Source organism: Actinomadura sp. KC06 (genome assembly GCF_004348735.1).
In the GTDB taxonomy this organism is placed as follows: domain Bacteria; phylum Actinomycetota; class Actinomycetes; order Streptosporangiales; family Streptosporangiaceae; genus Spirillospora.
In genome coordinates this window covers 1-22,386 of sequence record NZ_SMKT01000140.1, presented here as the reverse complement: position 1 = coordinate 22,386, position 22,386 = coordinate 1, and the positions used below count along the sequence as shown (strand labels likewise).

Annotated in this window: 24 protein-coding genes and 2 pseudogenes; 11 read left to right on the top strand and 15 right to left on the bottom strand. The window is 73.4% G+C overall.

Annotation, left to right across the window (positions count from 1 at the left end; genetic code table 11):
• Positions 1-70 precede the first annotated feature (70 nt).
• Positions 71-790 (top strand): annotated as a pseudogene (locus tag E1287_RS45980) (phosphatase PAP2 family protein); the annotation flags it as partial.
• A 49-nt stretch (positions 791-839) separates the two neighbouring features.
• Positions 840-1,607, top strand: a complete 768-nt coding sequence (locus E1287_RS32575) for a creatininase family protein (protein WP_131969113.1) — start codon at positions 840-842, stop codon at positions 1,605-1,607.
• Positions 1,608-1,610: 3 nt separating this feature from the next.
• On the opposite strand, the pseudogene E1287_RS45975 reads toward E1287_RS32575, so the two are convergent.
• The 7 genes and pseudogenes from E1287_RS45975 to E1287_RS32540 all read right to left on the bottom strand — a co-directional run.
• A pseudogene (locus E1287_RS45975) lies at positions 1,611-2,438 on the bottom strand (lysylphosphatidylglycerol synthase transmembrane domain-containing protein); the annotation flags it as partial.
• Positions 2,366-3,214 carry a class I SAM-dependent methyltransferase gene (locus E1287_RS32565; RefSeq protein WP_131969112.1) on the bottom strand — a complete coding sequence of 283 codons (849 nt, stop codon included), beginning with the start codon at positions 3,212-3,214 and terminating at the stop codon, positions 2,366-2,368. The gene E1287_RS32565 and the pseudogene E1287_RS45975, both read right to left, overlap by 73 nt.
• On the bottom strand, positions 3,211-4,287 hold the full coding sequence (locus E1287_RS32560; RefSeq protein ID WP_131969111.1) for a glycosyltransferase family 4 protein: 1,077 nt from the start codon (positions 4,285-4,287) through the stop codon (positions 3,211-3,213). Before E1287_RS32560 ends, E1287_RS32565 begins: the two co-directional genes overlap by 4 nt.
• A complete protein-coding gene (locus tag E1287_RS32555) occupies positions 4,284-4,682 on the bottom strand; it encodes a 6-carboxytetrahydropterin synthase (RefSeq protein ID WP_131969110.1) in 399 nt (132 codons plus the stop codon). Before E1287_RS32555 ends, E1287_RS32560 begins: the two co-directional genes overlap by 4 nt.
• Before the next feature lie 41 nt (positions 4,683-4,723).
• The gene (locus E1287_RS32550) at positions 4,724-5,695 is read right to left on the bottom strand and encodes a zinc-binding alcohol dehydrogenase (protein WP_131969109.1); all 972 of its coding nucleotides are present in this window, start codon (positions 5,693-5,695) and stop codon (positions 4,724-4,726) included.
• Positions 5,652-6,491, bottom strand: coding sequence for a CDP-alcohol phosphatidyltransferase family protein (locus E1287_RS32545; protein WP_243719584.1), 840 nt, complete (start codon positions 6,489-6,491; stop codon positions 5,652-5,654). Before E1287_RS32545 ends, E1287_RS32550 begins: the two co-directional genes overlap by 44 nt.
• Positions 6,488-7,159, bottom strand: a complete 672-nt coding sequence (locus tag E1287_RS32540; protein WP_131969108.1) for a GTP cyclohydrolase II — start codon at positions 7,157-7,159, stop codon at positions 6,488-6,490. Before E1287_RS32540 ends, E1287_RS32545 begins: the two co-directional genes overlap by 4 nt.
• A 431-nt stretch (positions 7,160-7,590) precedes the next feature.
• Between E1287_RS32540 and E1287_RS32535 the strand changes: the two genes are divergently transcribed.
• From E1287_RS32535 to E1287_RS32510, 6 genes are read left to right on the top strand one after another with little or no spacing between them, the layout of a single operon-like run.
• Positions 7,591-8,898, top strand: a complete 1,308-nt coding sequence (locus tag E1287_RS32535) for an extracellular solute-binding protein (protein ID WP_131969107.1) — start codon at positions 7,591-7,593, stop codon at positions 8,896-8,898.
• Between the two features lie 2 nt (positions 8,899-8,900).
• Complete coding sequence (locus E1287_RS32530; RefSeq protein ID WP_131969106.1) at positions 8,901-9,887, top strand: sugar ABC transporter permease; 987 nt, start codon at positions 8,901-8,903, stop codon at positions 9,885-9,887.
• On the top strand, positions 9,884-10,774 hold the full coding sequence (locus tag E1287_RS32525; protein WP_131969105.1) for a carbohydrate ABC transporter permease: 891 nt from the start codon (positions 9,884-9,886) through the stop codon (positions 10,772-10,774). Before E1287_RS32530 ends, E1287_RS32525 begins: the two co-directional genes overlap by 4 nt.
• Positions 10,771-12,207, top strand: coding sequence for a GH1 family beta-glucosidase (locus tag E1287_RS32520; protein ID WP_207934600.1), 1,437 nt, complete (start codon positions 10,771-10,773; stop codon positions 12,205-12,207). Before E1287_RS32525 ends, E1287_RS32520 begins: the two co-directional genes overlap by 4 nt.
• Before the next feature lie 51 nt (positions 12,208-12,258).
• Positions 12,259-13,269, top strand: a complete 1,011-nt coding sequence (locus E1287_RS32515) for a LacI family DNA-binding transcriptional regulator (protein WP_131969104.1) — start codon at positions 12,259-12,261, stop codon at positions 13,267-13,269.
• A gap of 12 nt (positions 13,270-13,281) precedes the next feature.
• Positions 13,282-13,770 carry a nucleoside deaminase gene (locus E1287_RS32510; RefSeq protein WP_131969103.1) on the top strand — a complete coding sequence of 163 codons (489 nt, stop codon included), beginning with the start codon at positions 13,282-13,284 and terminating at the stop codon, positions 13,768-13,770.
• Here E1287_RS32510 and E1287_RS32505 read toward each other — a convergent pair.
• The gene (locus tag E1287_RS32505; RefSeq protein WP_131969102.1) at positions 13,757-14,131 is read right to left on the bottom strand and encodes a hypothetical protein; all 375 of its coding nucleotides are present in this window, start codon (positions 14,129-14,131) and stop codon (positions 13,757-13,759) included. The genes E1287_RS32510 and E1287_RS32505 overlap by 14 nt on opposite strands.
• 78 nt (positions 14,132-14,209) lie before the next feature.
• Positions 14,210-14,614 (bottom strand): SSI family serine proteinase inhibitor, encoded by a 405-nt coding sequence (locus tag E1287_RS32500; RefSeq protein WP_131969101.1) that lies wholly within the window; start codon positions 14,612-14,614, stop codon positions 14,210-14,212.
• 266 nt (positions 14,615-14,880) lie between these two features.
• On the opposite strand from E1287_RS32500, the gene E1287_RS32495 reads away from it, so the two are divergent.
• Positions 14,881-15,519, top strand: a complete 639-nt coding sequence (locus E1287_RS32495) for a hypothetical protein (protein WP_131969100.1) — start codon at positions 14,881-14,883, stop codon at positions 15,517-15,519.
• A 1-nt stretch (position 15,520) separates the two neighbouring features.
• Positions 15,521-16,135: a hypothetical protein gene (locus E1287_RS32490; RefSeq protein WP_131969099.1), complete on the top strand. Its 615-nt coding sequence runs from the start codon at positions 15,521-15,523 to the stop codon at positions 16,133-16,135.
• 95 nt (positions 16,136-16,230) lie between these two features.
• On the opposite strand, the gene E1287_RS44130 is transcribed toward E1287_RS32490, so the two are convergent.
• The 3 genes from E1287_RS44130 to E1287_RS32480 form a co-directional block, all read right to left on the bottom strand.
• Entirely contained in the window at positions 16,231-16,998 is a 768-nt protein-coding gene (locus E1287_RS44130; RefSeq protein ID WP_165969304.1) for a TSUP family transporter, read from the bottom strand.
• Positions 16,998-17,153 (bottom strand): hypothetical protein, encoded by a 156-nt coding sequence (locus E1287_RS44125; protein WP_165969303.1) that lies wholly within the window; start codon positions 17,151-17,153, stop codon positions 16,998-17,000. The genes E1287_RS44130 and E1287_RS44125 overlap by 1 nt, the downstream gene beginning before the upstream one ends.
• Before the next feature lie 322 nt (positions 17,154-17,475).
• Positions 17,476-18,102 carry a YigZ family protein gene (locus E1287_RS32480; protein WP_131969098.1) on the bottom strand — a complete coding sequence of 209 codons (627 nt, stop codon included), beginning with the start codon at positions 18,100-18,102 and terminating at the stop codon, positions 17,476-17,478.
• A gap of 64 nt (positions 18,103-18,166) precedes the next feature.
• Here E1287_RS32480 and E1287_RS32475 point away from each other — a divergent pair, with 64 nt between their 5' ends.
• Positions 18,167-18,568, top strand: coding sequence for an ester cyclase (locus tag E1287_RS32475; RefSeq protein WP_243719583.1), 402 nt, complete (start codon positions 18,167-18,169; stop codon positions 18,566-18,568).
• Positions 18,569-18,621: 53 nt separating this feature from the next.
• Here E1287_RS32475 and E1287_RS32470 read toward each other — a convergent pair whose 3' ends face one another.
• From E1287_RS32470 to E1287_RS32460, 3 genes are all read right to left on the bottom strand, one after another.
• Positions 18,622-19,401, bottom strand: coding sequence for an HAD-IIA family hydrolase (locus tag E1287_RS32470; protein WP_131969096.1), 780 nt, complete (start codon positions 19,399-19,401; stop codon positions 18,622-18,624).
• 180 nt (positions 19,402-19,581) lie between these two features.
• On the bottom strand, positions 19,582-20,157 hold the full coding sequence (locus tag E1287_RS32465; RefSeq protein WP_131969095.1) for a TerD family protein: 576 nt from the start codon (positions 20,155-20,157) through the stop codon (positions 19,582-19,584).
• 244 nt (positions 20,158-20,401) lie between these two features.
• Positions 20,402-22,246 (bottom strand): acyl-CoA dehydrogenase, encoded by a 1,845-nt coding sequence (locus tag E1287_RS32460; RefSeq protein WP_131969094.1) that lies wholly within the window; start codon positions 22,244-22,246, stop codon positions 20,402-20,404.
• Between the last annotated feature and the right edge of the window lie 140 nt (positions 22,247-22,386).

Here is a 22,386-nt window from a genome sequence, read left to right as displayed (position 1 = left end):
GGGCTAGCTCCACCTCGGGGTGGGGGCTTTCCCTTCCCGGTTCGGGTGGCTGGGGCCAGTGCCTCCTGAAATGTCGGACGCGAAGGTTGTCATTGGACGACGACGACCGGCACGGGGAGGACACATGGCGAGCGTGGCGATGCGGCGCGGGGTGGTGCGGCCGCTGGTCACAGAGGTCGGGCTGCTGGCGGTGCTGTTCGCCTTCTACAAGTGGGGGCGGACGCTGGTCGAGCACGGGCCCGCCCAGGCGATGGCGAACGCCGCATGGCTGTGGGACTTCGAGCGGTCGTGGCTGCCCAACGAGGTGGACTTCCAGCAGTGGGCGCTCGGGTGGGATCACACCGCGCTCCTCGCGAACGTGTACTACGTGGGCGTGCACTTTCCGGGGACGGCGCTTCTGCTGGTCTGGCTGTACGTGCGGCATCGGTCGTCCTACGGACGGGTGCGGAACGAGTTGGTCGCGTTGACGGCGGCGGGGCTGCTGGTGCACATGCTGTTTCCGTTGGCGCCGCCGCGGCTGGCGGAGATCGGGGCCATCGACACGATGCTGACGGTGGGGCCGTCCGCCTACCCGGCGGGGGCGGCGGAAGGGATCGCGAACCAGTACGCGGCGATGCCGTCGCTGCACATCGGGTGGGCGATCCTGGTGGCGGTCGCGGTGGTGCGGGTGTCGCGGAGCCGGTGGCGGTGGGTGATCGCGATGCACGCGCCCATCACGGTGTTCGTGGTGGTCGTGACGGCCAACCACTACTGGACGGACGGGATCGTGGCCGCCGCGCTGCTGGCCGGGGCGATGGCGCTGGTTTCGCTGGTGGAGCGGGTGCGGCAGGGTGGGACGCATGCTGCCGACGCACACGAGTTCCGAGGTACCGGACGTCCCCGTAGCGGTCTTGCCGATCGGGAGCCACGAGCAGCACGGCCCGTTCCTGCCGCTGGCGACGGACACGGTGATCGCCTGCACGATCGCGGCGGAGATCGCGAAGGCGTACCCGGTGCGGACGCTCCCGCCCGTGACGATCTCGTGCTCGCATGAGCACGAGCACGCGGCCTGGCCCGGGACGGTGAGCATCTCGGCGGCGACCCTGCACGCGGTGGTGCGGGACGTCGCCGAGTCGCTCGTCCGGGCCGGGGTGCCGAAGCTCGTCCTGGTCAACGGGCACGGGGGCAACTACGTGCTGGGGAACGTGGTCCAGGAGGCGCACGGCGCCATGGCGCTCTTCCCGGGGTTGGACGAGTGGGAGAACGTGCGGAGGGCGGCGGGCATCGAGACGTCTGGTGTGAGTGATATGCATGCCGGGGAGCTGGAGACGTCCATCCTGCTGCACGCCCATCCGGAGCTGGTCAGGGACGGGTACGAGACCGCCGATCATCTGGCCGATGACCGGCGGCATCTGCTGACCGCGGGGATGGCCGCCTACACCGCGTCCGGCGTCATCGGGCGGCCGTCACTGGCCCGCGCCGGCAAGGGCCGGGACGCGCTGGCGAGCCTCGTCGCGTCGTTCGGGGACTGCCTCGCGGCGCTTCAGCAGCAGGGTCGCGGCGCCGGGCAGGCACGCGACGAAGGTGAGCACGCCGTACACGACGGAGACGGTCAGTCCCTGCGCTGACCCGAGCCCGGCCGCGCCGAACGCGAGCGCGAGGACGGCCTCGCGCGGGCCCCAGCCGCCGACGTTCACCGGCAGTACCATCACGAGGAGGGCCAGGAGGAGCAGGGGCAGCAGGTCAAGAAGCGGGGCTGTGGAGCCTGCCAGGCGGGCGGCGACCACGAACAGTGTCAGGTGCCCGGCCAGTGCGGCGACCGACAGGAATGTGATGGCGGGCCAGGCGTCCAGGACGGCGCGTGCGTCCGCGAACGTCGCCGCCAGAGCGCGGTGGCGCCGGCGGGCGATGATGAGCAGGACGCTCAGGACGACCGCCAGCGCGATCAGCGCCGGGGTCATGGTCGACAGCACGGCGGGCTGGGTGAACAGGACGATCACGCCCACCATGACGGGCACGGCCTGGCCCGTGATCCGTTCGAGGAACACGGCCCGGAGCCCGCTGGCGCCCGAGCGGTGGCCGTGGCTCACGGCGCGGTGGACGTCCCCGAGAATCCCTGCGGGCAGGACGGCGTTCAGGAACTGGGCCTTGTAGTAGTCGGTGACGGCGCTGGTCAGGGGCAGATCGAGGCCGAGGCGGCGGGCCACCAGGCGCCACCTCGCCGCGCTCAACAGGGTCGTCAGCAGGCCGATGGCCAGGGCGATGATGATGGAGCGCGCGTCGATGGCGTGGAGTGCGTCCAGGAACGCGTCCGTGCTGTGCCACCAGAGGAGCGCGGCGAGGATGCCCAGCCCGATGAGCAGGCGCAGCCAGGGCCAGAGTCGCGTCACGACGTCCTCCCGGGCACGGCCAGCAGGTCGACGTGATGGACCTCGACGGTGAGCGCGCCCTTGGCGCATTCGTCCAGGCGGCGGCGGAGGTAGGCGTCCGCGGCGGGGGCCAGGTCGGGGCGCTGCTCGGTGGCGGCGGCGACCCAGCCGCGCAGCCATGCCGAGGTCAGCGCGGACTGCCCGGGCCCCAGCCGCCACGGGCTCGGCCGCGTCTGGACGGTGGCGCCGCGCCGTCCGAACGCCTCGGTCGCGACGGTGACGGCGTCCGGTCCGAGGAGGCCGCCGCGGCGCTGGTGCGCGTCGAAGGCAGCCGCGATCTCGGCATCCAGGGTGTCGGGCGGGGACACGCGGACGCGTCCGACCACCGACAGCGTCAGCAGCGCCGGGCAGGCCGCCGCCGCGGCGATGGTCTCGATCTCGGCGGCGGTGAGGACGTCCAGCAGCGCGGACGCGGTGACCAGCGACGCCCCGACCAGGTCGGACGCCTGGAGCGAGCCGACGTCGCCCTTCCGGGTCTCGATCGTCGCGCGGCGCCCGTCGGCGGTGGTGTAGATGTTGGCGGCGGCCCGGTCGAGCAGGGCGGGGTCGTTGTCGTGCAGGATCCAGTGCTGCGGGCCGCGCAGCCGCCCGGACAGCCAGCGTCCCAGGGAACCGGTGCCGCAGCCGAGGTCCCAGATGACCAGCGGCTCGTCCGGCGGAAGGGCGGCGCGGAGCGGCACGAGCAGCTCGGCGGCGCGCGCGGCGGCGTCCGCACTCTCGCGGAGCGCCAGCCACGACGGATCGAAGCGCGGTGTCTCACTCTGGGGGGACGACCCCCCAAGCCCCCCGGCGCTGTGCGCGTTCATCGGTTCTCCCTCCGGAGCCGGGACAGGACGGTGGCCATGCGGCGGGCGGTGTCGTCCCAGCCGGGGAGGGTGTCACGGCGCAGGCGGGCGGAGGCGCGCAGGCGGCTCCGCAGGTCGGGTTCGACGAGCCAGCGGCGCAGCGCGGCGGCCAGCGCGCCGGGGTCGTCGGGCGGGACGAGGAGTCCGGGGACGGCCCCGGACGTGTCCCAGCCAAGGGTGTCGGGCACGCCGTCCACGGCGGTGGCGACGACGGGGACGCCGCGCGCGAGGGCCTCCGTCACGACCATCCCGTACGTCTCGGCGCGGGACGCGAGGACGACGAGGTCGGCGGACGCGTAGGCGTCGTCGAGGCGTTTGCCGGTCAGCGGCCCCTCCAGGCGGACGCGATCGCCGAGGCGGTGCCGGGCGATCAGCCGCTGCAGGCGCGTCACGTGCTCGGGGTCGCGGCGTAGCGGCCCGACGCATTCGCACTGCCAGGGCAGATGCGCGACGGTGGCCAGGGCCTCGACCAGGACGTCGTGGCCTTTACGGGGGGTCACGGACGCCACGCACAGCAGCCGGGTCGCGCCGTCGGTGCCGGTCGCGAGCGGCGCGGACTCCGTTCCGGGGGTGACGGCGTGGACGCGGGACGCTTCGAGGCCGTGATGCGCGATGAGGTGATCACGCGCCCACGGGCTGGTCGCCACGACCGCGCCGGCCGCCTCCAGGGTCTTGCGTTCGGCGGCGTTCAGATCGGACTGCCCTGGTTCGTCCGCCAGCGGGAGGTGGACGAGGACGGCGAGCCGCAGCCGTCCCGCCTCCGGGACGACGATCTCGGGGACGCCGCACGCCACCAGCCCGTCCAGCAGGACGACGGAGCCGTCGGGCAGCCCGGCGAGCGCGCGGGCGAGACCGGCGCGGGCGGCGGAGTCGGGGCGCGGCCACGCCCCCGGCACCGCCAGCTCCCGGACGGGGCGTCCCGACGCCGCCAGCTCCTCGCACAGCATCCGGTCGTAGTGGTTCCCGCCGCTCGGCACGTCGGCGTCGTCGATGTCGCCGGGGACGACGAAGCAGATCTCCTGGGCGGCGGTCATAGCTCGCGCTCGTAACTCGCCCAGGCGACGTGCGACTCGTGCAGCGTCACGGTGATTCCGGCGAGGCCGCGCGCGTGCTCGCCGAGCGCGCCCGCGTGGACCCGGCTGGCGAGGCGGTCGGCGATGACCTTGGCTAGGAACTCCGTCGAGGTGTTGACGCCGGCGAAGTCGGGCTCGTCGTCCAGGTTGCGGTAGTTCAGCGCGGCCAGGACCTCGCCCAGCTCGCGGGTGGCGAGCCCGATGTCGACGACGATGCCGTCCGGGTCGAGGCCGGGGCGGCGGAACGTCGCGTCCACCACGTAGGTGGCGCCGTGCAGCCGCTGCGCCGGTCCGAAGACCTCGCCGCGGAAGCTGTGCGCGATCATGACATGGTCGCGGACGGTGATCGCGAACACGGTGCGTTCTCCAGTCGGTCGGTCGGGGTTCGGTCGGGGTTTCAGTAGGTGATTCGGTGGCAGAGCGCGGGAAGTTCACCGCTCGCGAGACGCGGCATGATCCGCGGCAGCTCGGCGAAGCCGCTCTCGCCGGTGATCAGCACGTCGAACGCGGGGTCGGCGAGGAGGCGCAGCGCCAGCGCCAGCCGGTCGGCGAAGCCGCGGCGCGACCGGCGGGCGGGCGGCACCGCGCCGACCTGGCTGCTCCGGACGGTCAGCCGCCGCGAGTGGAAGAACTCCCCGAGCGGGACGGCGACCCGCCGGTCCCCGTACCAGCTCAGCTCCACGACCTCGCCGTCCGGGGCGAGCAGTTCCAGCGAGCGCGCCAGCCCCGCCTCGGTGGCGCTGGCGTGGATGACCAGGTCGCAGCCGCCGTCCGCCTGCTCGGGCAGGACGAACTCGACGCCGAACGCCCGCGCGACGCCCTCGCGGGACGGGTCGGTGTCCACGAGCTGCACGCGGCACCCCGGAAATCCGGCGAGGACACCGGCGACCGAGCAGCCGACCATCCCGGCGCCGACGACGGCGATGCGGTCGCCGATGAGGGGCGCCGCGTCCCATAGGGCATTAACTGCGGTCTCGACCGTCCCGGCGAGGACGGCGCGTTCCGGCGGCACGTCGTCCGGGACGGGACAGACCGCGCTCGCCGGGACGACGTACCGGGTCTGGTGCGGATACAGGCAGAACACCGGGCGTCCGAGCAGGCCGGACGGGCCGTCCTCGACCACGCCGACGTTCAGGTATCCGTATTTGACCGGGCCGGGGAACGTCCCGTCCTGGAACGGCGCCCGCATGACCGCGTGCTGGTTCGGCGGGACGCCGCCGCGGAAGACGACCGCCTCCGTGCCCCGGCTCACGCCGGTGCAGAGCGTCCGGACCAGCACCTCACCGGGTCCCGGCTCCGGCAGCACCTCGTCGCGGATCTCCCCGCTACCGGGCGACCGGATCCAGAACGCGCGGGCTTCGCGCACCATCCGTGCTCCTCCCCCGACTCCCCCGGCTCCCCCGGAGCCGCCGCGCGGCGCGCAGTTCACGGCGTGTGAACAGCCACACCACGTCCCGTCCGAACGACCACACCAGCAGGGCGAGCGCCGCCGCCACCAGCGCGCCCGCGTACGGGACGACGCCCGACGCCGCCGCGACCAGCGTCACGCCCTGCACCACCGCGACCGCCTTCCGCGCGATGCTCGGCCGCAGGTCGGCGCGCAGCCACGGCGCCGCCCAGGCCGCCGCGCCGAACGCGTACCGCATGACGCCGATCGCCAGCACCCACGCTCCGGCGGTCCACGCGACGTGCACGCTCAGCACCAGCACGAGGAAGGCGTCGACCTCCATGTCGAACCGCGCGCCGAGCCGCGACGCCGTCCCGGTGCGGCGGGCGACCTGCCCGTCCACCCCGTCCAGGACGAGCGCCGCCGACGCGACCGCGACGAGCGTCCACGTGTGCCCGCCACCGAGGAGATGCCCCGTGACCAGGGTGGAAACACCGCCGGTGAGGAGAACCCGGGTCAGCGTCACGTGATCGGCGGGCCCGAGCGCCCGCCGCCGGCGGAACGCCGCGCTGAGGATCGCCCACGCCGACAGCGCGTACACGACGCCCACCGCCAGGCCCGCGACGCCGGGCCGCAGCGCCGCCACCAGCGCGACCTGCACGCCCGCCGCGCCCGCCAGCTCGGGCCCCCTGGTCAGCCGCAGCCCCTTCCGCCGCGGCGGCGCGGCGGCGCGCCAGACGACCCCGACCGGCCGGGGCGCGGTCATCGGGCGCGTCATCGGCGGACCTCGCCGACCGTCGTCCCGCCGAGCGAGTCGAGCGGATCGAGCGGGTCGAGCTGCGGGAGGTCGTGGCCGAGGCGGTCGCGCTTCGCCGTCAGATACCGGACGTTGTCGTCGCTGACCGGGACGAGCAGCGGCACCCGCGCCGCGACCTCGACGCCGTAGGACTCCAGCGCGCTGACCTTGGCCGGGTTGTTCGACATCAGCCGCACCGACCGGACGTCGAGGTACCGCAGGACGCGGGCGGCCGGGCCGTAGTCGCGGACGTCGACCGGCAGCCCGATGACGGTGGCGGAGTCGACGGTGTCGAGGCCCTGGTCGTCCTGCAGGATGTGGGTCCGGACCTTCGCCACCAGCCCGATCCCGCGCCCCTCGTGCCCCCGCAGGTAGACCAGGACACCGGCGCCCTCGCGGACGATCGCGTCCAGCGCCGCGCCGAGCTGGTCCCCGCACTCGCAGCGCGTGGCGGCGAAGATGTCGCCGGTCATGCACTCCGAATGCGTCCGGACGAGCACGTCCTCCCGGCCCCGGACGGCGCCGCGGACGAGCGCCATGTGCTCGTGCCCGTCGACCGGGTCCCGGAACGCGACGGCGCGGAACACGCCCCGCCGTGTCCGCAGATCCGCCTCCGCGATGTCGTTCTGCTCGATGCCCTGGTCGCGCATCGCTCCCCTTCCTCGGCTTCGCAATCACCCGTGGTACGTGGCGGACGCACGCGGCGGTTGCGTTGTGAAACGGTCCGTATGATCCGTGGCACGGAGGGGAGGCACCTCAGGGTTCAGCGTATGCGCGTCCGGACCTCCAAGTCGTGGACGGCACGGCGATTCGCCGGGACTTCTGGCAGGTCACTGCGGTCGCGCTCGGCTTCGAGCCGGGCGGTGAGCGCGGCGAGGGTCACCGGTCCACGCTCCTTCGCCGGATGGAGATCAACAGGTCTTCGACCGCGGGGCCGGCGCCGCGTAGACGCCGCGCGCCCGCGGGTGTCGACTTGTAACGGTTATGCATCGGTCCATTGACACTGAGCCGGGTTCGGTCTTTCCTTCGTGGGAGCGCTCCCACACCCGGAACGGCAGTCACGACCTGAGAGGGGTCCGCGATGAGGGCCATCATGCGGCGCGGCCTGAGCACGGCGATGGCGGCGGTGCTCGCCGGCGGTCTCGCCGTCGCCTGCGGGGGCGACGGCGGCGAGGAGGGCGGCTCGGACGGCGGGCCCGTCGAGCTCACCGTCGACGTCTTCGGCGAGCCGGGCTACGACGCGCTCTACAAGCAGTACGAGCGGTCGCACCCGAACGTCACGATCAAGCAGCGCAAGGTGTCCAGCCTGGACGAGTACAAGCCCCGCATCCAGCAGTGGATGGCCACCGGCAGCGGCGCCGGCGACGTCGTCATGCTGGAGGAGGGCATCCTGCCGCTCTACATGCAGCAGCGGACCAAGTTCGTCGACCTCTTCGACCACGGCGGCAAGGCGCTGGAGCAGAACTTCCTGCCGTGGAAGTGGCAGATGGGCGTCAGCGCGGACGGTGAGCAGCTCGTCGGGCTCGGCACCGACGTCGGACCGCTCGCCATGTGCTACCGCAAGGACCTGTTCGAGAAGGCCGGCCTGCCGACCGAGCGCGACGACGTCGGCAAGCTGTGGCCGACCTGGGACGCGTTCCTGACCACCGGGCAGAAGTTCCAGCATGAGGTGCCCGGCAGCAAGTGGCTGGACGGCCCCACCGCCGTGTTCCGCGCGACCGTCCTGCAGAACGCGGGCGGCGGGCCCGGCCACAGCTTCTTCGACAAGGACGACGAGCTCGTCTTCGACTCCAACCCGGCCGTGCGGCAGGCGTTCGACACGTCGCTGAAGTTCGCGCAGGGCAAGCTCACCGCCGACATGTCGATCTTCACACCGCCGTGGCAGACCGCGCTCAAGCGCGACACGTTCGCGACGGTGCCGTGCCCGTCCTGGATGCTCGGGGGCATCGAGGAGTTCTCCGGCGCCGCGGGCAAGGGCAAGTGGGACGTCGCGACGACCCCGGGCGGCTCCGGCTACTGGGGCGGGTCGTGGCTGGCCGTGCCGAAGCAGACCAAGCACGCGAAGGCCGCCGCCGAGCTGGCCAAGTTCCTCACCTCGCCGGAAGGGCAGGTCGGCGCGTTCAAGGAGGCGAACGTCTTCCCGTCCTCGCCGCAGGCCGCGCAGAACCCGGCGGTCGCGGGCGCGAAGAGCGCGTACTTCAGCGACGCCCCGATCGGCCAGAACTTCGGGCGGCTCGTCGCCGCGGTGAAGCCCGTCTACCTCGGGCCGAAGAACGAGGACGTGCGGGCCGCGGTCGAGAACGTCCTGATCTCCGTGGGTCAGGGCGAGCAGAAGCCCGAGGACGCCTGGTCGAAGTCCGTCGGCGAGGCCGAGAAGGCCGCAAGGTAGCGATGGCCACCGATCTGCGCCCGAGCCGGAACGGGCCGCCGCCCGCTTCGGCGAAGGCCGGCCCGGGACCGCGCCGAACGTGGCGGTCCCGGGCGGCCCGGCTCGACCTGAAGGGCGCGCCCTACGCCTTCATCTCGCCGTTCTACCTGGTGTTCCTGGTGTTCGGCGCGTTCCCGCTCGGCTTCACGCTGTGGGTGTCGCTGCACGAGTGGGAGCTGGCGTCGGGGACGCGGGAGTTCGTCGGGCTCGACAACTACGACTACCTGCTGACGGACGCCGACTTCTGGCACGCGACGGTCAACACCCTCGGGATCTTCGTCGTCGCGACCGTCCCGCAGCTGCTGATCGCGCTGATGATCGCGAACGCGCTGAACCGGCGGATGCGGGTGCCGACCCTGTTCCGGATCGGGATGGTCGCGCCGCTGGTCACCTCGACCGCCGCCGTCGCGATCGTGTTCACCCAGATGTTCGACAAGGACTGGGGCATGATCAATTGGGCGCTCGGGCTGGCCGGGATCGACCCGATCGCCTGGGCGAGCAGCCGCGGCTGGTCCTGGATCGCGATCGCGGTGATGGTCGACTGGCGCTGGACGGGCTACAACGCGCTGATCTACCTGGCCGCCATGCAGGCGGTCCCGAAGGACCTGTACGAGGCCGCCGCGATCGACGGCGCGTCCAGGTTCCGGCAGTTCTGGCAGATCACGGTGCCGATGCTGCGGCCCACGATCATCTTCACGGTGATCATCTCGACGATCGGCGGGCTGCAGCTGTTCACCGAGCCCGTCCTGTTCAGCGTCGGCACGCCCAACAAGATGGACGGCGGCCCGGCGCACCAGTTCCAGACGATCACGATGTACATGTACGACAACGCGTTCGGCCACGACCGGTACGGCTACGGCGCGACCGTCGCCTGGGCGCTGTTCGTGCTGATCATCGTGTTCTCCCTGATCAACTTTCTGGCGGTCCGCCGGACGGGAGGCACGAGATGACCACGCTCCTGGCCGGGCCCCGGCGCTCCGAGCGGGAGGCCCGGCATCCCGGACGGTTCCGCGGGCTCTGGAACGCCAGCCCGCTGACGTACCTCACGCTGGTCGCCGCCCTGGCGCTGTCCCTGTTCCCCATCTACTGGATGATCATCGTGGCGACCCGCACGAACAGCGTGGTCGCGGACGTCCCGCCGCCGCTGCTGCCCGGCGCGCAGGGCGCCGACAACGTCGGACGGCTGTTCGACAACCCCGAGGCCTACTTCGCCAAGGGCCTGCTGAACTCGGCCATCGCGTCCGGCGCGGTGACGATCTCGACGGTGTTCTTCGCCTCGCTGGCCGGGTTCGCGTTCGCCAAGCTGCGCTTCCGCGGCAAGAACGCGCTGCTGCTCACCATCGTCGCGACGATGATGATCCCGGTGCAGATGGGCATCATCCCGCTCTACATGATCATGGTGGAGCTGGGGTGGCAGAACCAGCTGCAGGCGGTCATCGTCCCGTTCCTGGTCACCGGGTTCGGCGTGTTCATGATGCGGCAGTACGCCGAGCAGGCCGTCCCGGACGAGCTGATCGAGGCGGCCCGCGTCGACGGGTGCACCACGTTCGGCATCTACTGGCGCGTCGTGCTGCCCGCGCTGCGTCCCGCCGCGGGCGTCCTCGGCCTGTTCACGTTCATGCAGACCTGGAACGAGTTCATGTGGCCGCTCGCGGTGCTGAGCCCCGACAACCCGACGGTGCAGCTGTCCATCAACAACCTGGCGAACGCGTACTTCAAGGACTACACGCTCATGTTCGCCGGGACCAGCGTGGCGATCCTGCCGCTCCTCATCGTTTTCATCGTTTTCGGCCGCCAGATCATCGGCGGAATCATGGAAGGTGCAGTGAAGGCGTGACCTCCCTACAGGACGACACCAGCGACGACACCGGCGCGGCTCCCGCCGCGCTGTTCCCGACCGGGTTCCGCTGGGGAGCCGCCACCGCCGCCTATCAGATCGAGGGCGCCGCCGACGAGGGCGGACGCGGGCCGTCCATCTGGGACACGTTCGCCCGGACGCCCGGCAAGGTCCTCGGCGGCGACACCGGCGACGTCGCCGTCGACCACTACCACCGGTTCCGCGACGACGTCGCGCTGATGGAGGACCTCGGGCTCACCTCGTACCGGTTCTCGATCTCCTGGCCGCGGGTGCAGCCCGCCGGGTCCGGGGCGTTCAACCCGGAGGGGCTCGACTTCTACCGGCGGCTGGTGGACGCGCTGCTGGACGCCGGGATCGAGCCCTGGCCGACGCTCTACCACTGGGACCTCCCGCAACCGCTGGAGGACAAGGGCGGCTGGCCCGAGCGGGAGACGGCGCACCGGTTCGCCGAGTACGCCGCCCACGTCCACGAGGCGCTCGGCGACCGCGTCCGGCACTGGACGACGGTGAACGAGCCGTGGTGCGCGGCGTTCCTCGGGTACGCGTCCGGGGAGCACGCGCCGGGGCGCCGCGACCCGTCCGCGTCGCTGCACGCCGCGCACCATCTGATGCTCGGCCACGGCCTGGCCGTCCAGGCGATGCGGGCGCACGCCCCCGGCAACCGGTTCGGCGCGGCCGTCAACCTGTACGCGGTGTCGCCCGCGACGGACGACCCCGCCGACGTCGACGCGGCCCGCCGCGTCGACGGCCTGCAGAACCGGCTGTTCCTCGACCCGCTGCTGCTCGGCCGCTACCCGTGGGACGTCCTCGCCGACACCTCCGGGCACGGGTTCAACCCGCCGAGCGAGGACCTGGCCGTGATCCACCAGCCGATCGACCAGCTCGGCATCAACTACTACTCGCGGCACACCGTCGCGGGCACGCCGGGCGAGGCGGCGCAGGCCGCGTCGTCGCCGTTCGCGACGCACTCCCCGTGGGTCGGGAGCGGCCATGTCCGGTTCGTCCCATCCGGGCGGCCGGTGACCGGGATGGGGTGGGACATCGACGCGGGCGGGCTGTACGAGGTGCTGACCCGGGTGCACGGCGAGTACCCGTCCGTCCCGCTGTACATCACCGAGAACGGCGCGGGCTACGACGAGACCCCGGACGAGGACGGCGCGGTGAAGGACGCGGGCCGCATCGGCTACCTGGACGCGCATCTGCGGGCGTGCCACGACGCCGTCTCCGGCGGTGTGCCGCTTCGCGGGTACTTCACGTGGTCGCTGCTGGATAATTTCGAGTGGGCTTGGGGCTACTCCAAGCGCTTCGGGCTCGTCCACGTCGATTACGCCACGCAGCGCCGCGCGCCCAAGGACAGCGCGCGGTGGTACGCCGGTGTGATCGAGCGCGGCGGGCTCCCCGGGCGGGGCTGACCGCGCGGGGCGGCCGCGCGGGACGGGCGGCACGGACGGGAAGGGGGCCAGATGGCGGGCAGGAGCACGCGCCCGACCCTGGAGGAGGTCGCGACGCGGGCCGGGGTCGGCCGCGGCACGGTGTCGCGGGTGATCAACGGCTCGCCGCGGGTCAGCCCGCGCGCCCGGGACGCGGTGCTGAAGGCGATCGAGGAGCTCGGGTACGTGCCGAACCGCGCGGCCCGCACCCTCGTCACCCGCCGCACCGACACCGTCGCGCTCGTCGTCGCCGAGTCGGACCAGCGGCTGTTCGACGAGCCGTACTTCGCCGGGATCATCCGGGGCATCGGCAACGGCCTCGCCGACACCGGGCTGCAGCTCCTGCTCGCCCTCGCCCGCTCCCCCGCCGAGTACGGGCGCCTCGAGGACTACCTCACCACCCAGCACGTGGACGGCGTCCTGCTCACGTCCCTGCACGCCGAGGATCCGCTGCCCGCGAAGCTGGAGGCCAACGGCGTGCCGACCGTCCTCGGCGGCCGCCCGCCCGGGCTCTCCCCGGTCAGCTACGTCGACGTCGACAACCGCAGCGGCGCCCGCGAGGCCGTCGCGCACCTGGTCGCCGCGGGACGGCGGCGGATCGCGACCATCGCCGGGCCGCAGGACATGGGCGTCGGCATCGACCGGCTGGCCGGGTACCGGGACGCGCTCGCCGCGGCGGGGCTGCCCGAGCTGGTCGAGTACGGCGACTTCGGCGAGGCCAGCGGGATCGCCGCTGCGGAGCGGCTGCTGGCCGCCGAGCCGTCCGTGGACGCGGTGTTCGCCGCCGACGACCCGATGGCGCTCGGCGCGCTGCGCGTCCTGCGCAGGCACGGCCGCCGCGTCCCCGGCGACGTCGCCGTCATCGGGTTCGACGACTCCGCGGCCGCGCCGCTGGCCGATCCGCCGCTGACGACCGTCCACCAGTCGCCGGAGGAGATGGGCCGGGAGATGGCGCGGCTGCTGGTGTCGCGGATCCGCGGCGAGACGGTCGCCGACCCGGTGGTCATCCTGCGGCCCCACCTGGTCCTCCGCGACTCCGCCTGACATGATCGTTCCATGGCCTACGAACCGACCGCCGGGGAGCTCGTCCATCTGAACCGCTGCGTCGAGCTCGCCACCGAGGCGCTGGACGCGGGCGACGAGCCGTTCGGGACGGTGCTGGTGGCCGGGTCGGGCGAGGCGCTGTTCGAGGACCGCAACCGCACCGCGGACGGCGACCAGACCCGCCACCCCGAGTTCGAGGCCGCCCGGTGGGCCGCCGCTCATCTGACGCCGGAGGAGCGCGCGGCGGCGACGGTGTTCACGTCCGGGGAGCACTGCCCGATGTGCTCGGCCGCGCACGGCTGGGTGGGCCTCGGCCGGATCGTCTACGTCCACTCGTCCGCGCAGCTCGGGGCGTGGCGGGCCGAGCTCGGCGTCGAGCCCGGCCCGGTCGCCGCGATCCCGGTCCAGGAGGTCGTGCCGGGCCTGCCGGTGGACGGCCCGGTCGCGTCCCTGGAGGCCGCGATGCGGGACCTCCACACCCGCGCCGTCAGCGCCGGGTGAGCGCCTCCCGCCCTGGGAGCGTTTCCCGGCTGGTGGCCGCCTCCCGGCGGGTGAGCGCCTCCAGCCGCTCCACCGCCGCCCGCCAGTCGGACGGCAGCCAGCAGCGCGTCGCCCGGTAGCCGCGGTAGGCCAGCGTGTAGGTGAAGTGGTCGGCCACGTCGCATCCCGCCGTGGACGACCATGTGGTCACGACGCCGTTCAGCGCCGCGCGCAGGCCGCGCATTTCCGCGTCGTCGAGCGTGATCTTCCTGCCGTTGACGACGGCCGCCCCGGAAACGCCGACCGTCACCTTTTCCGGAATTCCGGCGAATCCTCCGGTGCGCTCATATGTGACCAGAACATCCGGCCCGAAAACGAACATCTCGTGACGCCTCCGTAAAATGCGGGCCGCCGGACGGACCCCACCCGATCGCCCGGCGGCCCGCGTCCCTGGGGTGCTCTACCGGAAAAGGACTCCGCCGGTCTGGTGGACGGCCGCGCACCGGTTCGGATACGTCTTGGCGAAATGGCGCGCCTTCCCCCGCCATCTGCCGTCGGCGATCACCCGGACGGGCGCGTACTCCAGCGTGCAAGCCCCCTGCTTCTCCGCGATCCGACGCACCTCGCCGTTGACGGATTCAAGCTGGTCACAGGCCTCGGACGGGGACCGGTGCGTCCCTCCGTCCGGGCGGCACCACAGGTTCACCGCGGTGACGGAACCGTGCTCGGGCGCCACCATCAGCAGGTAGGCGCCGACCGGCTCCTTCGCCTGCGCGGGCGCCGCCAGCGCGGGCGCGGCCTGCGTGACGACCGCCATTCCCGCCAGCAAGGCGGCCCATCGGAAACGGGCACGTGACATGTGCATGAATTCCTCCCTGAATTGCCCGCCGCGATCTGCGGCATTGGCCGGCCGGGCGCCGAATTGTGGTGGACGTCCCGCCGCACGCCCCGACACTAGGTGCGACAAACTCCCCCAAACAAGGCCATTCTTCGTCCCAAGCTGGCCACCCGTTCACACTTAAACCAAGTCTGCCCAAATGTGCAATGATCACGGACGCAATTCGGCGAACGGCTGTGGTATCGCCCTTCGCGGCGTACGGACCGGGCGGGCCGCCGCTAGGCTGACCTGTCATGACCGACTTGTTGAATTCGCCCTTCCTCAAGATCGAGCAGCAGTCGTCGCAACTGGAGTACCGGATCGAGGGCCAGGACGACCGGCCCCTCGGCCAGGCCACCCAGGTCTCGGGCCCGAAACCGCGCAAGGGGCTCATCGGCATGTTCAGCTCCGGCCTGAAGGACGCGCGGGTCGTCGTCCAGGTCTCCGGCCTCGACGGGGCGCCCCTGTTCTACGTCGACCGCCAGGACGGCGCGCCCGTCGCGATCGTCGCCCCCGACGGGACCGTCATCGGCCGGTTCCAGTACGACCTGGTCGGCGTGGCGCAGCAGATGGCGGGCGGCGGCGTCGGCCGGGGCATGCTCGGCGCCCTCGCCGGGGCGGCGGCCATGCGGCACCGCCTCCTCGACTCCGCCGACCGCCCCCTGTGCGAGCTCGCGTGGGAGATGCGGCGGACGGGCGCGGCCGAGAACGTCCGGTGGGTCCCCGTCGCGTGCGACTACACCGACATGAACGGCCAGCGCATCGCGCGCGCCGACGTCAAGGAGGCCACGTTCAAGGACCGGTACTCCCTGCAGCTGATGTACCAGCTCCCCGACCCGCTGCGCACGCTCGTCATCGCCTCGCCCCTCGCGTTCGACCTGACCCGGAGCTGACGTGCCGACCCTGTACGAGGCTCTGACCTGGACGATCGACGAACCGCAGCGCCCGCGCGAGTACGTCTTCCACGACGGCGGCGAGCTGCTCGCCAACGTCACCCGCGTCCAGGTCAGGCGCCCGGACGAGGCCGCCATGCCCTACGCCAACCCGCACGCCCAGCACGACGAGAGCCGCGTCGTCCTCTGCGTCGCGGGCCCCGACCAGACGCCGTACTTCTACATCGACCGCACCGACGACCCCATGCGCCCTCAGCCGGCCCACGTGGTGGCCCCGAACGGGGGCCATATCGGCTCCATCGCCGTCTCCACCGGCGGGGTCAAGGGCATCTTCAAGCTGATGTCCGGCCAGCAGGGCGGCCGCTACGCCCTGCTGGACGCGCAGGGGAACCAGACCGCGCTCCTGACCACCCCCGGCCTGCGGAACCCCCATGAGCCGGGCACGATCGCCGACCCCGGCGGCACCCAGATCGCCACCTACCAGACCGGACACTCCACGTACGGCGAGCGGCGCCGCAGCCACACCGTCCGCCTCTTCCACCCGCTCCCCGAGCCCCAGCGCACCCTCGTCCTCGCGTCCCTGATCGGCGTCGAACTAATGATCCCCGCCGGCTGACCGTCCTGCTCGCCGGGGACGTCGTCCACCACTTGCGCCATCCCGAGAAGCTCCCGCCCCACGTCCGCCCCGGGTAACGACGCGAACGGCGGGCGTCAGGGTTCGCAGGGGGCGCCGTTCAGGGTGAAGCGGGACGGGGCGGAGTTCGCGCCGTCCTGGCGTCCGAGGAAGCCGAACTCGGCCGACCCGGCGGGCGGGATCGAGCTGTTCCAGTCGGCCGACCTCACGGTGACGGACGAGCCGCTCTGCACCTGGCTGCCGTTCCACAGCTGGACGATCGCCTGCCCGTCCGGGAACTCGAAGCCGAGCGTCCAGCCGTCGATGGCGCCGCCGCCGCGGTTCGTGATCCGGACCGCCGCCTGGAACCCCTGCTCCCACGTCCCGACGATCCGGTACGAGACGGAGCACGTGGCGGCCGGCGCCGTCTGCGACGGGCTCGCGGTGGGCGGCGGCGCGGCGGCGGTCGGCTCGGACGAGTCCGGGGACAGCGCCGCCAGCAGCACCGCCACCAGCGCGATCAGCGCCCCCAGCAGCACGCCGAACACCCGGCCCGTCACCAGCCCGTTCACCAGCACGCCCAGCGGCGTGCCCGCCACCGCCCCGCCCGACAGCAGCACCGCCGTCCGCCGCGTCCCCGGTTCGCGCAGCTCCCCCGACCGGGTGTAGACGGCGGCGCCCAGCACGCCCGTCGCGACGTTGGTGGCCAGCGCCGTCACCGCGACCTGCGACGGGGGCAGCGCCGTCACCGCGAACAGGCCCGCCGTGGCCAGCACACCGCCCGGCCCCACCGCGGCGATCCCGGCACCGGCGACCAGCCCGATCACCGCCAGCGCCACCACCGCGGAAACGTCCAGCCCCGCCATCACCCCGCCTGCGCGGCCAGCGTGGGCGGCGCGGGGGCGGGCGGCTCACGGCGGAACGTCCCACCCGCCGCCTCCCTCGGCGCCGCGCAGGCGCCGCCGGGCACGTCGGGGATCACGGGCCGGGCAAGGCCGGTCCGGATCAACCTGCTGGTCATCGCCGGGCACGCTACACCACCGCCCCGCCGCCGGACGCCGCCGGTTACCGCGCCTGCCCGGCGGAGCCGGCCCAGACGTGGACGCGCGACGTCGCGCGGCGGCCGGCCGCGGTCCTGCCGGACGGGACGCACCGCGCCCTGGGCGGCCAGACCACGACGTCTCCCCCCTCCCGGCGGCCTCGCACCCGTCCTGTCGGAGTTCCTCGCCGACCGACCCCCGGCCCAGGGCGGTCGGTCGCCGCGCGCCGCCCGCCCGCGCCGCCCGCGCGCCATGCCGGGGACGCCGGACCCTCGGACTCGGGAGCCGGCGCAGGTGGCGTGGTCACGGGGTGACGGGGACCTCGACGTATCCGGGGGCGCCGCGGCGCAGGGACGCGCGCCCGGCGGTGACCTGCGCCGCCCACGCCTCGAACTCCTCCAGGTCCGGCAGCGGCACCGCCACGTCGGCCTCGACGTCCCGGCCGTAGCGGACGTCGCCCGGGGGGACGCCCCGCGCGTGCAGGTCGCCGAGGAACCGTCCCGCCAGCGCGTGCCCGACCCCGACGGTGACCGTCACCACCGGGCGCAGCTCCACCACCCCGACCGCGTCGATCGCGCCGGCGACCGCCTGGCCGTAGGCGCGGACCAGGCCGCCCGCGCCGAGCTTCACCCCGCCGAAGTAGCGGGTGACGACCGCGACGGTGCCGGTCAGGCCGCGCCGTACCAGCACCTCCAGCATCGGGATCCCGGCCGTGCCCGCGGGCTCGCCGTCGTCGCTGCTCTTGGTGATCTCGCCGTGCTCGCCGACCACGTAGGCGGTGCAGTTGTGCGCGGCGTCGCGGTGCGCCCGCCGGTGCCGGTCCAGGAACCGCGCCGCCTCGTCCTCCCCGGCGGCGCGGGCGAGGGTGCACACGAACCGCGACCGGCGGATCTCCAGCTCGCGGGACCCCGCCTGTTTGATCGTGCGCATGGCCGCACCGAGTCTACGACGTTTGACACGGCCGTCCCCGCGCGGTCAGCGTGGAGGGATGGAGATGCTGGACGAGTTGTACCGGCGCTGGCTGTTCGAGGTGTGGACCGGCGACTACGCCGTCGCCGGGGAGATCCTCTCCCCCGGTTTCACCGGGCACTGGCCGGGCCTGGAGGTGCACGGGCCCGACGAGGCGGTCGAGCAGGTCCGCCGCTCCCACGAGTACTTCGCCGGCGTCCGCACCACCCTGGACGTCGGGCCCGTCGTCGGGGACGGGATGGTCGCCGCCGGCTGGACCTTCCACGGCGAGTACCGCGGCGGCGTCCCCGGCGCGACCGCCGCGCCCGGCACCCCGGTGTCGTTCTCCGGGCAGGACATCTTCCGCGCCGAGGACGGCCGGTTCGCCGAGTACTGGGTCGTGTCCGACACGATGGGCCTGATGGCGGCCCTCGGCGCCGTTCGCTGACCCCGCCACTGTTGGGCGGGGCACGGCCGCCGCGCGGGCTCGCGGACGCGGGGTCAGACCAGGTCGATGAGGTCGGCGATGGACGCGACGACGCGGTGCGGCCGGAACGGGAACCGGGCGATCTCGTCCTTGCCGGTCACGCCGGTCAGCACCAGGATCGTCTCCAGCCCCGCCTCGACCCCGGCGACGATGTCGGTGTCCATCCGGTCGCCGACCATCGCGGTGCGCTCGCTGTGCCCGCCGACCACGTTCAGCGCCGTCCGCATCATCAGCGGGTTCGGCTTGCCGACGAAGTACGGGTCCACCCCCGTCGCGCGGGTGATCATCGCGGCGACCGCGCCGCACGCGGGCAGCGACCCCTCCGGGGACGGGCCGACCGGGTCGGGGTTGGTCGCCACGAACCGCGCGCCGCCCTCGATCAGCCGGATCGCGCGGGTGATCTGGGAGAAGCTGTAGGTGCGGGTCTCGCCGAGCACCACATAATCGGGGTCGATGTCGGTCAGCACGAAGTCCGACTCGTGCAGCGCCGTCGTCAGCCCCGCCTCCCCGATCACGTACGCCGACCCCTCGGGCCGCTGGTCGGCCAGGAACTTCGCGGTCGCCAGCGCCGAGGTCCAGATCGACTCGGCCGGCACCCGCAGGCCCGCCGCCGCCAGCCGCGCCGACAGGTCCCGGCGGGTGTAGATCGAGTTGTTGGTCAGCACCAGGAACGGCTTGCCGGACGCCGACAGCCGCCGGATGAACTCCTCGGCGCCGGGCACGGGACGCCCCTCGTGCACCAGGACGCCGTCCATGTCCGACAGCCAGTAGTCGATGGGCCCGCGCTCGCTCATGCCCCCATTGTCGCAGGCCAAGATCTTCCCTCGGACCGCCGCACCGCCCGGGCCGGGCGGCCCCGGCCCGGGCGCGTGAAACGGGGCGTCCCGGGGACCGGGTCCCCGGGACGCCCCGACACGTCCGTCCGGACTACGGCGTCTCCGGCGCTCGCGCCGGCGTCCGGCCGCCGCGCACGCTCAGACGTTCACGCCGAAGTCGGACGCGATGCCCGACAGGCCGGAGGCGTACCCCTGGCCGACCGCGCGGAACTTCCACTCGTCGCCGCTGCGGTACAGCTCGCCGAACACCATCGCGGTCTCGGTCGAGGCGTCCTCCGACAGGTCGTAGCGCGCGATCTCGCTGTTGTCGGCCTGGTTCACCACGCGGATGAAGGCGTTGCGGACCTGCCCGAAGTTCTGCTGGCGGCCGTCGGCGTCGTAGATCGACACCGGGAAGACGATCTTGGCGACGTCGGCCGGGACCGTCGACAGGCCCACCTTGATCTGCTCGTCGTCGCCCTCGCCCTCGCCGGTGAGGTTGTCGCCGGTGTGCTCGACCGAGCCGTCGGGGCTCTTGAGGTTGTTGAAGAACACGAAGTGCTGGTCCGACAGCACCTTGTTCTCCGCCGAGCACACCAGCGCGCTGGCGTCCAGGTCGAAGTCGGTCCCGGTCGTGGTCCGAACATCCCAGCCCAGACCGACCACGACGGCGGTCAGTCCTGGAGCCTCCTTGGTCAGCGAGACGTTGCCGCCCTTGCTCAGACTGACTCCCACTGTGTCTACCTCCGTATCGGCCCGCGCGGGCCCGTTGTCACCCGCGCGTGTTCGTCTGTCTAACGAGAACGGTAGCCACATCGCGCGGGTTCCCCCGCCTCCTTGGCAAACTCACGGCGTGGCGTGCGGTTTCTTCCCCGCTCCGGTGCCCGCGCCAGCCTGTCATCCGTCCGGTAGACGCCCCGGCGGGGAGGGCACCGGACGTCCCGCGGCCCCCGAGACGCCCGAGAGAGCGCCGAGGGCGTCAGAGGGAGGTGAGGAACGCGGTCGGGGACGTGACGGGGGCGGGCAGCTCGAACGCGGCGGCCAGCGAGCCCGCGCGCGGGGCCAGCTCGTCGCAGGCCCGCCGCCGCGCCGCCCACACCTCGTCCAGGAACCCCGGCGGCGCCGCGCCCTCGTTCAGCAGGTCCGCGGCGCGACGCTCCAGCACGTTCAGGGCGTGCAGGCCCAGCACGGGCCGAAGCGCGGGCGGCCCCGACTCGGCGGCGGCGCCGACGATCTCCAGCACGATCCGGTCCGCGCTCGCGGCGGCGGTCCTGGCCGCCAGGACCAGGTTGCCGTTCCACGCGGCGAACGCGTCCGGCTGGTCTCCGGGATCGCCGCCGCGAGCCTCGGCGACCCGCGCGGCGAGCCGGTCGCGCATCCGCCGCTCGGCCTCGCGGGCCAGGAACAGCCACACCCGCGGGGAGGCCAGGTCACCGCCGTCAGGCGGGCCCGCGCCCGGCTCGGGCGGGACGTAGCGGTCCAGGTCGGCCATCGCGCGGGCGGTGTCGTACAGGATCAGCTCGTTGTCGCCGCCGGCGTTCATGTAGGCGTGCGCCAGGCCCCGGTAGGCGTTGAGGCGCTCGACGGCGGCGAACCCGGGCGCGCCGCTGTGCACCCGGCACGCCGACACCGTCTCCTGCGCCTGGACGGTCGCGGCGGCCTTCAGCAGCGCCAGGTCCCGGTCGACCGCCGACCACGGCGCCCACGCCGTCTCCGGCCCGCCCGCCGCGCCGCCGGGGTGGTCGGCGGCGGTGCGGGCGGTCTTGACGTGCTCGGCGACGGCGGTGAGCGCGTACCCGGCGGCCAGCGCGCCCAGCACCGCCTCCTGCTGGTTGCGGTAGTCGGTCAGCGGGCGCCGCGGCGCCAGCCGCCCCAGCGTGGTCCGGCCCGCCGAATGCGCCAGCAGCGTCCCCGCCGACGCGCGGGTGATCGCGGCCGACGCGGAGATCACCGCCCGCCACACCGCCGGGGCGATGCCCATCGAGCGGGTCAGCCGCGCCGCCGCCGACCCGGCCGGGTCGTGGAAGGACCCGTTGGCGCCGATGGACGCGCCGTCGCGCAGCCACGCCCCGTAGGGGACGGGCAGATCGTCCAGCAGGACGGCGGCGTAGTCGACCTGCAGCCCCGTCGTCTCCGGCGCGTCCACGACCCGCACACCCGGCGCGACCGCGCCGCCGGGTCCCCGCAGCGGCACGACGAACACGAACACGCCGCGCTCGGCGCCGCCGTGGACGAGGGTGGCGTAGACGGCGGCGGTCTTGGGGACGCGCGGGTGCGCGGTGCTGGTGGGGAACTTGGCGGCCTGCGCGTCGGGGGTGCTGAGCACGAACCCGCCCGACGCCGGGTCGTGGCGGGCGATCGTGCGCGGCGACAGGTGGCTGTTGCTGCGCCCGACCTCGGTCATCAGCAGCGTCCCGAACGAGTCCATCGACGCCAGCGCGTCCCGCGCCTCCCGCACCCCCCGCGCGCCCGTCTCGGGCATCTGCGCGGCGCCGAACCGCAGGATCGGGCCGAGCGCCAGGGTGTAGTGCAGCAGCATCACGTGGAACAGCGCCGGGTCGGCGATCGCGGCGCGCTCCAGCAGCGCGCACAGCGCCGGCGGGTCGTCCAGCAGCTCGGCCGCGGGCGGCGCCGCCAGGCCCGCCCGCCGCAGCCGCTCGTAGGTCAGCGCCTGGCGGTCGCGGGCGGTGAGACCGCCGGGGTAGGTGAAGAACTCGTCCGGGACGGCCTCGGCGATCCGCGTCCGGGCCTTGGCGTCCAGGGACGAGCCGCGGACGAAGCCGAGCAGGCCCTCGTCGGGGACGGCGGCGGTGAAGGTTTCCACGGGCGGTCGATCCTTTCCTCGGGCCGTGCGCAGGACTGTTCACGGTGGTGTCGCAGGGCGCGCGCTGCAGGGCACGCGCTGGGGGGCGTGCCGGACGGCGTCCGCCGGGGGCGGGGCCGCGACGGCGAAGGCGTCAGGGG